At 41.9% G+C, this 13,772-nt stretch carries 14 protein-coding genes; 2 read left to right on the top strand and 12 right to left on the bottom strand.

All coding sequences use genetic code 11. The annotated features are described in order from the left end of the window. Positions 1 to 2: 2 nt before the first annotated feature. The 4 genes from petA to fabA form a co-directional block, all read right to left on the bottom strand. The gene (gene petA / locus H3299_RS09935; protein WP_182417512.1) at positions 3 to 551 is read right to left on the bottom strand and encodes a ubiquinol-cytochrome c reductase iron-sulfur subunit; all 549 of its coding nucleotides are present in this window, start codon (positions 549 to 551) and stop codon (positions 3 to 5) included. A gap of 335 nt (positions 552 to 886) precedes the next feature. Beyond that, on the bottom strand, positions 887 to 1,705 hold the full coding sequence (gene fabI / locus H3299_RS09930; protein ID WP_182417511.1) for an enoyl-ACP reductase FabI: 819 nt from the start codon (positions 1,703 to 1,705) through the stop codon (positions 887 to 889). Between the two features lie 112 nt (positions 1,706 to 1,817). Beyond that, the gene (gene fabB, locus H3299_RS09925) at positions 1,818 to 3,038 is read right to left on the bottom strand and encodes a beta-ketoacyl-ACP synthase I (RefSeq protein ID WP_182417510.1); all 1,221 of its coding nucleotides are present in this window, start codon (positions 3,036 to 3,038) and stop codon (positions 1,818 to 1,820) included. 309 nt (positions 3,039 to 3,347) lie between these two features. Further along, the gene (gene fabA / locus H3299_RS09920) at positions 3,348 to 3,860 is read right to left on the bottom strand and encodes a 3-hydroxyacyl-[acyl-carrier-protein] dehydratase FabA (RefSeq protein ID WP_182417509.1); all 513 of its coding nucleotides are present in this window, start codon (positions 3,858 to 3,860) and stop codon (positions 3,348 to 3,350) included. 438 nt (positions 3,861 to 4,298) lie between these two features. Here fabA and irrA point away from each other — a divergent pair, with 438 nt between their 5' ends. Further along, positions 4,299 to 4,730, top strand: coding sequence for an iron response transcriptional regulator IrrA (irrA, locus tag H3299_RS09915; protein WP_182417508.1), 432 nt, complete (start codon positions 4,299 to 4,301; stop codon positions 4,728 to 4,730). Positions 4,731 to 5,262: 532 nt separating this feature from the next. On the opposite strand, the gene H3299_RS09910 is transcribed toward irrA, so the two are convergent. The 7 genes from H3299_RS09910 to H3299_RS09880 form a co-directional block, all read right to left on the bottom strand. Continuing rightward, entirely contained in the window at positions 5,263 to 5,568 is a 306-nt protein-coding gene (locus H3299_RS09910; protein WP_182417507.1) for a SelT/SelW/SelH family protein, read from the bottom strand. Positions 5,569 to 5,579: 11 nt separating this feature from the next. Beyond that, complete coding sequence (gene yihA / locus H3299_RS09905; RefSeq protein WP_182419731.1) at positions 5,580 to 6,230, bottom strand: ribosome biogenesis GTP-binding protein YihA/YsxC; 651 nt, start codon at positions 6,228 to 6,230, stop codon at positions 5,580 to 5,582. Positions 6,231 to 6,235: 5 nt separating this feature from the next. Continuing rightward, positions 6,236 to 8,152 carry a membrane protein insertase YidC gene (gene yidC / locus H3299_RS09900; RefSeq protein WP_182417506.1) on the bottom strand — a complete coding sequence of 639 codons (1,917 nt, stop codon included), beginning with the start codon at positions 8,150 to 8,152 and terminating at the stop codon, positions 6,236 to 6,238. Continuing rightward, positions 8,142 to 8,543, bottom strand: coding sequence for a ribonuclease P protein component (gene rnpA / locus H3299_RS09895; protein WP_182417505.1), 402 nt, complete (start codon positions 8,541 to 8,543; stop codon positions 8,142 to 8,144). Before rnpA ends, yidC begins: the two co-directional genes overlap by 11 nt. Positions 8,544 to 8,564: 21 nt before the next feature. Beyond that, a complete protein-coding gene (gene rpmH, locus H3299_RS09890; RefSeq protein WP_182417504.1) occupies positions 8,565 to 8,699 on the bottom strand; it encodes a 50S ribosomal protein L34 in 135 nt (44 codons plus the stop codon). Positions 8,700 to 8,952: 253 nt separating this feature from the next. Next, a complete protein-coding gene (locus tag H3299_RS09885; protein ID WP_182417503.1) occupies positions 8,953 to 9,924 on the bottom strand; it encodes a DUF4105 domain-containing protein in 972 nt (323 codons plus the stop codon). A gap of 175 nt (positions 9,925 to 10,099) precedes the next feature. Next, the gene (locus tag H3299_RS09880) at positions 10,100 to 11,035 is read right to left on the bottom strand and encodes a DUF4105 domain-containing protein (protein WP_182417502.1); all 936 of its coding nucleotides are present in this window, start codon (positions 11,033 to 11,035) and stop codon (positions 10,100 to 10,102) included. Between the two features lie 388 nt (positions 11,036 to 11,423). On the opposite strand from H3299_RS09880, the gene H3299_RS09875 reads away from it, so the two are divergent. After that, a complete protein-coding gene (locus tag H3299_RS09875) occupies positions 11,424 to 12,305 on the top strand; it encodes an alpha/beta hydrolase (RefSeq protein ID WP_246708059.1) in 882 nt (293 codons plus the stop codon). 91 nt (positions 12,306 to 12,396) lie between these two features. Here H3299_RS09875 and H3299_RS09870 read toward each other — a convergent pair whose 3' ends face one another. Next, positions 12,397 to 13,608, bottom strand: coding sequence for an MFS transporter (locus H3299_RS09870; RefSeq protein WP_182417501.1), 1,212 nt, complete (start codon positions 13,606 to 13,608; stop codon positions 12,397 to 12,399). Positions 13,609 to 13,772: the final 164 nt, after the last annotated feature.

The raw sequence follows: 13,772 nt of genomic DNA, 5'->3' as shown, positions 1-13,772 counted from the left end.
GCCTAACCAATCCGCACAATGGTATCAGAAATAAACTCATAAGTCGGGATAGCAAGATTTTTATTGGCTGGACCATTGCGCACTCGTCCTGCTGTGTCGTAGCTTGAGCCATGGCAAGGGCAGAACCATCCGCCATAACGCCCAGATTGACCAAGCGGCACACAGCCAAGATGGGTGCATAAATCCACCATGATTATCCAGTTTTGTCGCCCTTCGCCAGCACTACGGTTTATATCTGTCGCTGTAGCGCTTGCTTCCATATTATTATTGCGGGCATTTTGATCCTTTAAGGCATCAAGCGGCGTTTCTTGCGATTCCTTGATTTCTTTTGGAGTGCGATTGCGGATAACTACTGGCTGACCACGCCATTTAACGATAATGGACATGCCTTCTTCAATGCCAGATATATCCACTTCTATCGAGCCAGCTGCAAGCGTTGCTTCATCAGGCCGCATCTGGTCAATAAATGGCCAACCAACGGCAGCAATACCGATACTACCTGCAACACCAGTTGCTAAAAACAAAAAATCGCGTCTTGTCTGCTTGCTCATATAGGGTCTATAGCGAATGCTAATCCAATTATCATTGTCTTTGTTAAAGTCATGATCGACATAATTTCAATTATATTTAAAGTCTTTTAATATGGGTAAATTTCTAGGTCAAAAACCCAAAATAGCCGACCTATTTTATACTATTTTTCCTTAGCACGCTCGTTTCTCTGCGCCAAGTTTGAATTATTATAATTTATCGCGCGAAAAGTCGCAGTAGGTTATTTAAAAAAAATTACAATATTGATTAGCATCCTGTATCAGCTATTTAGGCATAAAAAAAGGAAAGGTTTTAAGGCCTTTCCTTTTCATAAAAATTCATGTCAATTTATGTGGTACTATTCGCCCAAAGCTTCTTCACTTTGGGTCAATTCTTCCAAGGATGGTGTAGATAAAATATTATAACCAGAATCGACATAATGGATTTCACCGGTTACACCACTTGACATATCTGACAATAAATAAAGGGCAGATTGACCAATTTCATCAATTGATACGGTTCTGCGCAGTGGCGCATTACGGCGTTGATAGGAGAAAATGGCGCGTGCTGCGCCAATTCCATTACCTGCCAATGTGCGTACGGGACCGGCTGAAATTGCATTAACGCGAATATTTTGTGGGCCGCAATCAGCCGCACAATAGCGTACCATTGTTTCAAGCGCTGCTTTAGCAACACCCATCACATTATAATTTGGCACGACGCGTTGTGACGCTCCATAGGTCAGCGTTATGATAGAGCCACCATTAGGCATTAATTTTTGCGCGCGCTGTACAACTTCTGTAAAGGAAAATGCCGAAATAACCATAGTACGGCTAAAGTTTTCACGTGTTGTCACATCGACATAGCGCCCCTTTAGCTGTGATTTATCGGAAAAGCCAATGGCATGAACGATAAAGTCAATGGTTCCCCATTCCTTTTCTAAAGTTTCAAATACTGCATCAACCGATGCAATATCTTCCACATCACAGGGCAGTAAAAGTTTTGATTCTAGCTTTTCAGCAAGCGGTTTTACTCGTTTACCAAAAGCATCACCTTGATAGGTAAAGGCCAATTCAGCACCCGCATCAGCAAGTGCGCAAGCAATCCCCCAGGCGATGGAATGGTCATTAGCAACACCCATAATCAGGCCGCGCTTACCCTTCATCAATCCCTGCATTTTATTCTCCATCGACCATGGATCTTATCCCGGTCGCATGTACCTGAATAGTGATCTCGTTAGTATTTACCGTTTTGTTCAATTTAAATTCTTTATTATGGGCTAATAGCACTTAGCGGTATTTTTGAAAAACCAGCGATGCATTGGTGCCGCCAAAGCCAAAGGTGTTGGATAGCACTGTATTAAGTTCAACATTATCGCGACGTTGGCGCACAATTGGCATATCAGCAAATTGTGGGTCAAGCTCATCAATATGGGCGCTTTCGCAGATAAAGTTATTTTGCATCATCAGCAATGTGTAAATAGCTTCTTGTACACCAGCTGCTCCAAGTGAGTGACCGGTTAAGGATTTGGTTGCTGAAATTGGTGGGCTCTTATCAGCACCGCCAAAAACGCGGCGAATAGCTTCTATTTCTGGTGGATCACCAACCGGTGTTGACGTTGCATGTGGGTTTATGTAGTCAATTGGATTATTGACATTGGCAAGAGCCATACGCATGCAACGCTCAGCGCCTTCACCTGATGGAGCCACCATGTCATGACCATCAGAGGTTGCGCCATAGCCGATGATTTCGCCATAGATTTTCGCGCCGCGCGCCTTAGCGATTTCAAGCTCTTCAAGAACCAAGACGCCAGCACCACCAGCAATGACAAAACCGTCACGATTAGCATCATAAGAGCGCGAAGCACGTGATGGTGTATCATTATATTTTGAGGACATGGCACCCATGGCGTCAAATAATACCGACAGCGTCCAATCCAAATCTTCACAACCACCGGCAAAAACGCGGTCTTGCTTGCCGTATTGAATGGTTTCAAAAGCATTGCCGATACAATGGTTTGATGTCGCACAAGCAGATGAAATACTATAATTAACGCCTTTAATCTTGAAAAATGTGGCGAGTGTTGCTGAAGCGGTTGAGCTCATGGCTTTGGGAACGGCAAAAGGGCCTACGCGTTTAGGGCCTTTTTCGCGGGCAATATCAGCTGAATCCACAATTGTACGAGTGGAAGGACCACCAGAGCCCATAATAATGCCGGTGCGTTCGTTAGATACTTCAAGAGGGCTTAAGCCCGCATCAGCAATGGCTTGATCCATAGCGATGTGGTTCCATGCGGTGCCGCGGCCATGAAAGCGCATGGCGCGCCTATCAACCAATGCTTCAATATCAACAGTGGGCATACCAAAGGCTTGCGCCCTAAATCCTAGATCCGCATATTCTTGCGAAAATGAGATGCCCGATTTTGCTTCTTTTAAGGAAGCAAGCACTTCGTCAGGGTTATTTCCGATTGATGAAACAATCCCCATGCCGGTTACAACAACTCGACGCATCAATTTCTCCTTGGGTAGAACGGGATAATACTCACGTGGTTATCCCTGTAATTCTGTTTGCACCCATTAAATAGGGTGCAATATGTCCTATTAAAGACATGCTGGTGTTTATACATCAAAAGCAGACAAAGTCTTTGCAATTTATGCAAATTTTAATCTGCATTCATGCCAACATGAAAATTAAGACATATTTGTAAATAAATCAAATTTTGGCTAAATTGCAACAATCCAATCAACCACGACCATGAAGCCGTGATTGATAATGGCATAATCTAAAGTGCAACTAACCAAAGCTGATTGCTGATAATGCTATTCTTTTGATTTAAATAGCCCAACGCGCAAATCGCTAGCACGATAGATAATTTCACCATCAGCCTTGACCCAGCCATCAGCAATGCCAAGCACAAGGCGACCGCGTAATACGCGCTTGAAATCTATGCCATATTCAACGAGCTTGGTTTGCGGTGTTACCATGCCAGTAAACTTAACTTCTCCAGTTGAAATGGCGCGGCCCTTGCCGGGTTCGCCAAGCCAACCGAGGAAAAATCCTGTAAGTTGCCACAACGCATCAAGACCAAGACAGCCTGGCATAACTGGATCGCCAATGAAATGGCAAGGGAAAAACCATAAATCTGGCTTAATGTCTAATTCAGCGCGAATCATGCCTTTACCGAAATCGCCGCCTTGATCCGAGATCGCGGTGATTCTGTCAAACATCAACATTGGCGGGGCAGGAAGCTGTGCGTTTCCTTCACCAAACATTTCCCCACGGGCGCAGGAAAGCAATTCTTCAAATGTATAGCTAGACTTTTGCTCAGCCATGTTATCTCCATTTATCAAGGCAGATATATATGATATTTAGGTTGCTGCCTTTTTAACATTTGCACTCTCCTAACACAGACAACCACTGCAAGTAAAATTAAAATAGCGCTAAAAAGGGCGTATTTTTGACAAGTCACAATGGTTTATTAACTTTTTTTGCTGGCTATATCTATTTTGAGGAAGAGTTTATCCACAAGCTGAATTAAAACTATACCTTTTTTGACAAGTTTTATTGGCAAAGTTTACAAAAGCGGTTGATTGCGCATGTTTTTAGGCTTATTATTGATAATACGGACAGGGAAACCTGATGGAAGCGTCTAATCTGAATTTTAGGGCAGGCTTATAAATTTCTTTGAAACTACGTAGTTTCTATAAATATTTGATAAGTTTTGCAAAAGTTATGAATTTGGGTTAAACTTGGGATTTTGAGATAAGCCAATGTATATTGAACCTATTTATGGACTTGAAGACAGATTGCGGGCAAGTGGCTTACGGCCGACCAAACAACGCCTAGCACTTGCAAAAATGATTTTTGCTAAAGGTCATCGTCATATTGCCGCCGAAGAATTGCATGAAGAAGCAGTAACTGCTGCCGTGCCAATTTCACTTGCCACCGTTTATAATACTTTGCATCAATTTACCGAAGCTGGTCTTTTACGAATTATTGCTGTTGAAGGCTCAAAGACTTGGTTTGATACAAATATTTCGGACCACCATCATTTTTATCTTGAAAATGAAGCACGGGTTATTGATATTCCTGAAGGCCCACAAGGGCAGCCCGTTATTACCAATTTGCCAATTCCACCTGAGGGTATGGAAGTCGTCAATGTTGATTTGATTGTGCGTGTGCGTCCTATTCAACGCCAGTAAATTTTTAGCTTAGTAAATAATACTGATGAACTCCAGTAAAAATTTATTGTAGTAGTTCTTTAAATATTTATTGTATTGTAAACTTCAACAATTGAGAAAAACCTATGAACCTAATTGGTTCATAGGTTTTTTTGTGTTTTATAGGTTTGATATTGAGGTGAAGTGAAGCTTAGGCGAGCGAACTGCGTGGCGATTTTCGCAAATAAAGCCAATTTAAAATGCTGAATGCGTGATTGAAAAATATTAAGGTATTGGGGCAGGATCACATTGCCATCTAAAAAAACAAAGCATTATCAAACAAATATAAATGCAATCTTCAAAAGAGTGAATATTTGTGTCGCTTTGCCCGGGGCCAAGTGTTTTGGCTAAAACTCTTTGCATAATCAATTTTAGGGGGCAAAGGCTTGTTGTTCTATATTATAATCCTAAAGAAAATAGTAACAAGGTGTTGAAAGCTTTAACGTAAATGCTTTTTTGGCTATGTCATTTAAGCTATGATCCATATAAAATTACCAGTAAAGTCGATAGATTTTTAATCGCCTTTTGTTGCGGTATGTCTATCACTATGACCAAGGTTGCGGTCTGGCCAAACAACATCCCGTAGTAATTGCTTTAATATTTTAGCTTCTGGAAAGCCATTATCACGCTTGCGATCCCAAATAAGATTATTATCGACGTGAATGGTAAAAATACCGCCGGTGCGTGGCCGCAGAATAATTTCGCCAATATCGGTACCGAAGGTTTGTAAAATTTCTTGAGCCAGCCAAGATGCTCGCAACATCCAATTACATTGCGAGCAGTAGGTTATGATGATTATCGGACCTTGATTGCTCATCATTGATAAGAACCTTATGAAATGGCTTCGATAATGGCAGCCTGTACATCGTCAATGCCTTCACCTTTTTCTGAAGATGTAGCAAGTAGGATAGGGAAGGCGGCAGGGCGCTTGGCAATGGCGGCTTGTGTCGCTGTAAAGAGTTTGTCAAAGTCTGACTTTTTAATTTTATCAGTTTTGGTGAGAACGATTTGGTAAGAAACCGCAGCTTTGTCCAACAAGTCCAATACATCTGCATCATTCTTTTTGATGCCATGGCGTGAATCGATCAACACATAGACACGCTTTAAGGTTGTGCGGCCACGTAAATAATCAAACACCAAGCGTGTCCATTGTTCGACTTGCGCTTTTGGTGCTTCTGCAAAGCCGTAGCCCGGCATATCGACCAAAGCCATGGGCGGCAAATCACCGTCCACACCGCTATAGCCGTCTGGAACGAAATAATTTAGTTCTTGTGTGCGGCCTGGCGTGTTAGATGTCCGCGCCAAGCCTTTGCGGCCAACAAGGGCATTGATGAGTGATGACTTACCAACATTGGAGCGACCAGCAAAGGCAACCTCTGGTGGTCCTTCAGGTGGGAGGAATTTCATTGAAGGCACGCTTCGAATGAAAACCCAGTTACCAGCAAAAAGTGGGGCTCTATTTGGTTTATCGTTCACAGGTATTGTCCCTACTTCTTTGTCTTGTTGGTTTTATTATTTTGACTGGCACTTTTGTTTTGATTGCCACTTTTATTTTGGTTGGTCACAGACGCCGTTGCTGGCTTCTTTTTAAACACACTTTTCAAGTTATCAAAGAGCTCAATTTTCACGCCTTGACGCTTCATAATGATACCCTGTTGGATAACTGAAAGCGTGTTGTTCCATGCCCAGTAAATAACCAAACCGGCTGGGAATGCTGCCAACATATAGGTAAATACTAAAGGCATCCAAGTGAAGATCATCGCTTGAGTTGGATCTGGCGGGGTCGGGTTCATGCGCATTTGAATGAACATGGTAATACCCATAATAATTGGCCAAACACCAATAAGCATGAAATCAGGCACATGATAAGGCAATAGTCCAAATAAATTGAAGAGCGATGTTGGGTCTCTTGCGGCCAAATCTTGAATCCAACCGAAGAATGGCGCGTGACGCATTTCAATGGTGATATAAAGAACCTTATAAAGAGCGAAGAAAATAGGAATTTGGATAAGAATTGGCCAACAACCTGCAAGCGGATTAATCTTTTCCTTGCGATAAAGCTCCATAATCGCTTGCTGTTGTTTGGTTTTATCTTCGGCATATTTTTCGCGGATTTCAACCATTGCAGGTTGTACAGCCTTCATGCGAGCCATAGATTTATAGGATTTATTCGCAAGCGGGAAGAGAATGGTTTTTAAGATAACGGTGGCAAGCAAAATAGCAACACCAAAATTACCAACCATTTTATAAAGCCAGTCAATAAGTGTAAACATTGGCTTAACGATAAGACCAAGCATACCCCAGTCAATCAGCAAACCAAAGCGGTCAATATGCAATTGTGATTCATAGCGATCAAGAATTGCAACTTGCTTTGCACCTGCAAAGGCATGGTTTTTAAAGGATTGCGTTGTACCAGGCGCAATGCTTACGCCGCTACGATTAAAGTCCGACTGATAGCGGGTACTATTGTCATCGCGATAAGAAAAACTGGCGGTAAAAGGTGTGGTTTGGTCAGGAATAACGGTGACTGCCCAATATTTGTCAGTAATACCAATCCAACCACCAGTCTGTGCGCCAAATTTAACAATGCGATCATCGCCTTGCGCTTTGGCCAAATCAGCATAAGTTTGGTGTTGGCTATTGAGCTGGCCCAATACGCCGATTAACCCTTCGTGGAGGAGATAATTTGCGTTGGATTCACTTGGCGGCGATACGCGTACAACGCGACCATAAGAGCCAAGAGTAACGGCTTTATCGCTATTATTTGTAACTTTGTCTTCAAATGTAAACATGAATTCATCGTCAACTGAAATCGTGCGATAGAATATAAGTCCTTCACCATTGTCATAGCTCAAGGTAACAGGTGTTTGTGGGGTCAAAGTTTGGTTTTCCCCCTCAACCTTCCATAGGCTGGTGTTTGTGACGATCTTATTTGAAGAGTCTGGGGTGACGAAGCCAAATTCAGCCATATATCCTTGCTTAAAATTGCTTGGGTTGAGCAAAGCAATTAGCGGCGAATCTTTATCAACCGTCATTTGATATTTTTTTAATAAAAGATCATCAAGCTTAGCGCCATAAAGATTGATCGAACCTTTAAGATTAGGCGTGTCAATTGCTACGCGCTTTTGGCTAGCAATAACGGCTTCGCGTGCTTGCGGGGTCATTTCAACACTACCAGGCGCCTGGTTGGTGCCGGCTGGAGCTGTTGTGGTCGTGCTATCAGCATTATTGTCAGTAGGAAGCGTTCCTACTGGATTTTGCGCTATTTCCTGTTCAATCTTTTGGGCTTGGTTGGCGACATTTTGCTCCACTTCATTTTGTGGGTTAACAAAAAAATAGCTCCAACCTATCATGATAGCCATTGATAGGGCGATAGCGATAAAAAAATTGCGATTATATTCCATCAGCTGAATCCAGTTGCGGCTTTATGTTTTGTGCCTTACGCCTAATACGACGCTTAAGCTCATTGACTAATTGTTCAAAGGGGACGTGTAAAATATCAGGTCGGGCAACAAAAACGTAATCGGTTGCTTGCGCCAAGTCCTGCTCGATGCTGATGCGTACAGCTTCCCTTAGGCGTCTTTTAATGCGGTTTCGCTTTACGGCATTGCCGTTTTTTTTGCTAACCGTAAAACCAATGCGAGCTGCGCCGTGATTCTTATCTTGGGCGTCCGCATTTTGTTCTTTCATTTCCAGTAGAAAAAGCGGACCACGCCGCTTTTCACCATTTCTTAAAGCCAAAAATTCTGCCCTCTTACGAAGGCGGAGTGGCTTTTTCTTATCAGGGGAAAGCACGACCGGCTATCACACCCAATATTAAGCTGAAAGACGCTTACGACCGCGTGCACGGCGAGTAGCAATAACCTTGCGGCCACCAGCAGTAGCCATACGCGCACGGAAACCGTGGCGGCGCTTGCGAACAAGTTTAGATGGTTGGTATGTACGTTTCATTTATTTTAATACCGCGGTGTGCGGTCCTTCTTGGTTCTAAAACTGCTTTTTTATAAGGTGCAGTTTGACTTGGAACAATTGTTAAACTGCCCGGCTTTTAACCAGACAGTTGTCGCGCTTATACGGATTAGAGGGGGGAAAGTCAATCAACAAGTGGCTTTAAAAGGCTTATCGCTTGGTTACCAACAATAGAATATTATTTTTTTTACTTAAAAGAAAGATGGCATTTTCAGCCACTGCTTAACCTAAGCGATCATTGTTTGGCAGCAACAAGATCGGGTGGCACTGGTTGGGCAGTGCTTATATAAGCCTTAGTCATAGTGTCATGGAGCGGTAATGTGGTGTCGATAAAACCGTTTTCATAAAGATAATAGGGAAGGAGCCCAGAAAGTATCACACGGTAATCGCTTGGTAAGTCAGGAAAGCGCTTTTTGGCTAATTCAAATATGACAGTGGTGCAATTGCTAAAAAATGTATTATAAAAACGGGCATTATGTGCAAGGTCATTGGCTGCAGTTAGATAAATTAATAAAAGATTTTTTGCGTCTTCCTTGCTGACTTTAAGGGGATAGCGAAAAACACTTTCGTATGGGCTGTTTGCACGTTGATAAATGATATCTTCTGCAGTGCCGGCTAGCATGATCAATTCATATTTTTTAAAAAATCCGGCGATATTGGAATATTCTTCATCGCGTTCAATGCGCAATTCTGACGAAAATATAATTTGTCTACCATCAGCAAAGTTAAAGCCAACCAATGAATGGGCAAGATATGGCCCCATCCAATAGGATAGATAAAGGTCAACACCGACAACGCTATTCATGTCATATTCGCCATCAATCCATGAGGTATAGGTATATGTAGGATCGCTCCAATCAAAATTGCGGATATTATGGATATGGGCTGTTTGACCATCAAAATCGGCGGTAACACCATGGGTAAGGGTTGGGTACCAAAGGCGGTCATTGGAAGGAATAATCGTTTGCCACCAAGCAAATACGCATATAAAACTTAGTAAAACCGCAATGCGTCCTCGCCAAGGCCTTTTGCTCCATTGCGTCCATATAACCCAAAAGGAAAATAACAGCCAAAGCGCAAGAAAAATATAGCCGATAGCTTTACCAAAGGGCGCTTGATAATAAAAGGCAAGCCCTGTCCATATAAAGAAAAGGATTAATAGCAAGGATAAGATAATTTTAAATATAATCTTAGTTACTTGTTTCACTATCTATTTCCCCTATAGACCTGAACTGTGTTCAGTTAAATAACACAAGAATAATGGCAAAATTATTCTCAAAAAATGTCATAAATATATATTCTGTGAACAGATGTTGATAAAGGGGTATCTTATGCGGTTATTGGCGGCATTTTTTATATTTTAGTAATTAGAATTTCTTTGCTTATGGAGTTTCTGGGGGCAAATGTGCGTTTTTTACCACTTGTTCCAAACTTACCGATGTATCAATAAAACCATGATCATAAAGATAGGAAGGCAATTGCCCTGAAAACAAAATTCGCCAATCTTTGGGGATAGAGGGTTCTAATATACGAGCCATATCAAAGACGACCGTCGTGCAATTGGCCGTTGCCGTATTATAAAAACGCGGCGTTTTAGATAAAGCATTTGCCTTTTCAATATAGGTTAAAAACAGCGCCTGTGTTTGACCAGAAGATGTTTTAAGCGGGTAGCGATAAACTTGTTCTTTGCGGATATCGGTGCGTAAACGAATAATATCTTCTTTGGTCGCTGCAATGGTGATGAGTTCAAATTCCTTGAAAAAACCACCAATTGCTGAAAATTCTTGGCCTTTTTCGCGGCGAATTTCCGAAGAAAAAATTAGCTCCTGTCCATTGTCAAATTCAAACCCAACCAAAGTATGGGCAATGTAAGGCCCCATCCAGTAAGACAGATAAATATTCATGCTTTTTAATTGAGTAAGATCAAAACTTGCATCAAACCAACGGGGGATGCCTTGCTCAGGTGTTTGCCAATCAAAATCGCGAATATGAGAAACATGGACGGTGCTGCCGGTTAAATTAGCGGTGACACCATATTGTAAAGCTGGATCCCAATCTCCATTCAAGGATGGCTTAATCGTTGACCACCAAATTCCAAAGCCGATAAAGGCAATAATTGCTATTATTCGCGCGGCGCGTGGTTTCCATTGCCATTCGCTATAAAGTACAAAACCTGCAAGAATAAGCCAAATCAAGCCAATGATTGAAAAAGCAATGCTATTGAGCTGATAGAAAAAACCAAGCCCACACCACAAAAAGCCAAGCAGTAAAACTAAGGTCCATATGAGATGAAACAAAATCTTTAAAAATTTTCGCATGCTAGGTTTTCGCTTTTTATTGAGTCGACGATTATTTGAAATTATTAGCCTAATTAAACACTTTTGTAGTCAATTTTCTACAAGTCGGCGGTGGAATATGGGATCGTTTTAATTTAGCCAATTTTTATCTGTATATTATTTGTTGTCTGTAAATTGCGCTATTAGTCATTTATCTGAAATATGAATATGTAATTATGTGATTTGATAGACGGCTAATTTTCTCGTGAAACATGTGTAAGTGCCGTTGTTTATATTTTAAAAAATTTGGTTTAAAAAATTCACTTAGGAAAGATATGAGCGAACAAGGTGCTTGCTATTTTAAATATGAAAAATTATTTTATCAGTTCAAATTCATATTTCCTAAACCAATATATGGCATAGCAAAGATATGATGAAACGTTTTTACCTGACACTCTTCATTCTATCTGCAGTTTGCAGCCCCGTTTGGGCTAATGATAATGATTGTCTTTCACAAGCTTCGGCATCTTGTTTGGATAATTTGCAAACAACAGATAAGACCGATAGGCAAAATACTGTTGCGATCGATAGTCGCGCAGTAGCCGTTGACGCCAATGCTATCAAAGCTAAGTCGCATAACAATGATGTGCAAGCTATAAGCCGCAATAGTGAATTTATTTATCAGATTGATCGGCCCCAAAACGCATCTGGCGATGTTGTTGTATTAATGCATGGTTCTGGTGGTAATGAAAAAAGCCTTATGCCTTTTGCTCGCTCGATCTGGCCACGAGCAACCTTGGTGGGTATTCGTGGTCGTGTTGTGCAAAAGGGTCAAAGACGTTGGTACACCAAAATAACTGCAACGCGTTTTGATCAAAAAGATGTAAGCCGCGAAGCTGAAGCTTTTGTAAGCTTTTTAACCAAACTTGCTGATGAAAATGAGTTGGATATAAGTCGCTCTACCTTTATTGGTTATTCCAATGGTGCAAATTTGCTCGCCGTTGTACTTTTACAACAACCTGATCTTGTGCGCCGTGCGGTGTTGATGCGTTCTATGCCAGTGCTTGATACAATGCCGCGTGCGAATCTTCATAAGACAAGTATCTTGACCCTATCAGGACAAAAGGATCGGCTTTACTCTCCTTTTGCGCCGGTATTGTCGTCCTTGCTGAAAAATAATGGTGCGAAGGTTGAGAGCCATATGATTGCTGCTGATCATATGATTGGAGAGCTTGATAAAAAGCAAATTACCGCTTGGCTCGGTAATGGTAACAGCGATAGTCTGTCGGCAATGTCCAAACCAACAAAGTAATGGCGGAGTTTTTCCAGTAAAACTTAGCAAAATATTTTCTTGTTTTTATTTGCCCCTTTGCTTGCAAAGGGGCAAAGCTTGGTGGTTAGGCTTAATCAATCCGTTGTGCTTTTATCGGAATTGTTTTGGGGCGGCCTGCAAGATAACCAGTAAATGCCGCACCAAGGCAAAGGGCAACAAATAGACCAGCTGTGGCATCAAAACCACCACTTGCTTCGTGAATAATGCCGACAAGAAATGGACCAATGGCAGCAATACAATAGCCAATGCCTTGCGCCATGCCAGAAAGGTGGGATGCAACTGGCGCATCGTGGGAGCGCAAAGCAATAATCACCATAGCAACTGCGATTAGGCCGCCTTGTCCAAGACCTTGTAAAACCACCCAAATCCAGATTGTTGAAATAGGTGCCAAAATAAAGCCAACAAGTCCAATGCCGGCAATAGATGTTAAAAAGACGCATATGCCGCTTTGGCTGCTTCTACGGCCAGCAATAAGTGGCATAATGAGACTTGCAACCACTTGAATAAGAATTGAAACCGAGGTGATAATTCCTGCCTGTTCAGGTTTAATACCCCGTTCTACGATTATTTGGGCAAGCCAACCAAAAACTGAATAGGCAAGGGCTGATTGTAATCCCATAAATAAAGTTACTTGCCAAGCAATTGGCTGCCTCAATAGACCTTTAACTTGGTAGCGACCTTGCGTGCCTTGTTCTGAATGGCTTTTTAATTGTGGTAACCATAAAATAATGGCTAACAATACTGGGATCGCCCAAGCCGCCAGAGTGAGCTGCCATGAACCATTTAAAATGTGTTTTAAAGGAACGGTAAAGCCAACAGCAATGGCAGCGCCGCCGCAAAGCGCCATGGAAAATAGTCCCGTCATTAAAGGAATATGATGGGGGAAATCTCGTTTAACCAAAGACGGCATCAATACATTACCAAGAGCAATGGCAGCGCCAGCCAAAATGGAACCTAGATAAAGCGTTGATAATGGTCCAAACCCGCGTAAAGCAGTTCCAATAGCCAGTACGATTAATGCTAAGAACATGGTGCGTTCCGCGCCAATTTTAGATGCACCCCACGGTGCTAGTGGGGCAAAAATGCCAAGGCAAACAACTGGCAATGTTGTTAATAACCCTGCCTGAAAGCCACTTATGCCGGTTGAATTGGAAATGTCGGGAGAAAGTAAAATCGAAAGGCTTGAAAAAACCGGTCTTAGATTTAAGGCAACAAGAATTAAAGACACCCCCAAATATATGCTCCACGCTTTGCTGCGTTGGGCATTTGAATAACCAGACATTTCATTCCTTTCAAAATTTTAAACCGAGCATTTAGACGCGAATCAGATGCTTATTTGAAATTTCAATTCTTTGTGAGATACCTTGGTTGGGTAAGTGGTTTAAAAAATCAAGACATTGCGAGAAGTTTGCTCTGGTAAAACGTTCAATTTTTTATGAAGAGATC

The organism is Bartonella sp. HY038, assembly GCF_014117425.1.
Classification (GTDB): Bacteria; Pseudomonadota; Alphaproteobacteria; order Rhizobiales; family Rhizobiaceae; genus HY038.
This window is presented reverse-complemented; position numbering and strand designations above follow the sequence as displayed.

Bases quoted from the DNA above. Each gene is read 5' to 3' on its own strand.
- petA (WP_182417512.1), bottom strand. From the start codon at position 551: ATGAGCAAGCAGACAAGACGCGATTTTTTGTTTTTAGCAACTGGTGTT.
- fabI (WP_182417511.1), bottom strand. From the start codon at position 1,705: ATGCAGGGATTGATGAAGGGTAAGCGCGGCCTGATTATGGGTGTTGCT.
- fabB (WP_182417510.1), bottom strand. From the start codon at position 3,038: ATGCGTCGAGTTGTTGTAACCGGCATGGGGATTGTTTCATCAATCGGA.
- fabA (WP_182417509.1), bottom strand. From the start codon at position 3,860: ATGGCTGAGCAAAAGTCTAGCTATACATTTGAAGAATTGCTTTCCTGC.
- irrA (WP_182417508.1), top strand. From the start codon at position 4,299: ATGTATATTGAACCTATTTATGGACTTGAAGACAGATTGCGGGCAAGT.
- H3299_RS09910 (WP_182417507.1), bottom strand. From the start codon at position 5,568: ATGATGAGCAATCAAGGTCCGATAATCATCATAACCTACTGCTCGCAA.
- yidC (WP_182417506.1), bottom strand. From the start codon at position 8,152: ATGGAATATAATCGCAATTTTTTTATCGCTATCGCCCTATCAATGGCT.
- rpmH (WP_182417504.1), bottom strand. From the start codon at position 8,699: ATGAAACGTACATACCAACCATCTAAACTTGTTCGCAAGCGCCGCCAC.
- H3299_RS09880 (WP_182417502.1), bottom strand. From the start codon at position 11,035: ATGCGAAAATTTTTAAAGATTTTGTTTCATCTCATATGGACCTTAGTT.
- H3299_RS09875 (WP_246708059.1), top strand. From the start codon at position 11,424: ATGATGAAACGTTTTTACCTGACACTCTTCATTCTATCTGCAGTTTGC.
- H3299_RS09870 (WP_182417501.1), bottom strand. From the start codon at position 13,608: ATGTCTGGTTATTCAAATGCCCAACGCAGCAAAGCGTGGAGCATATAT.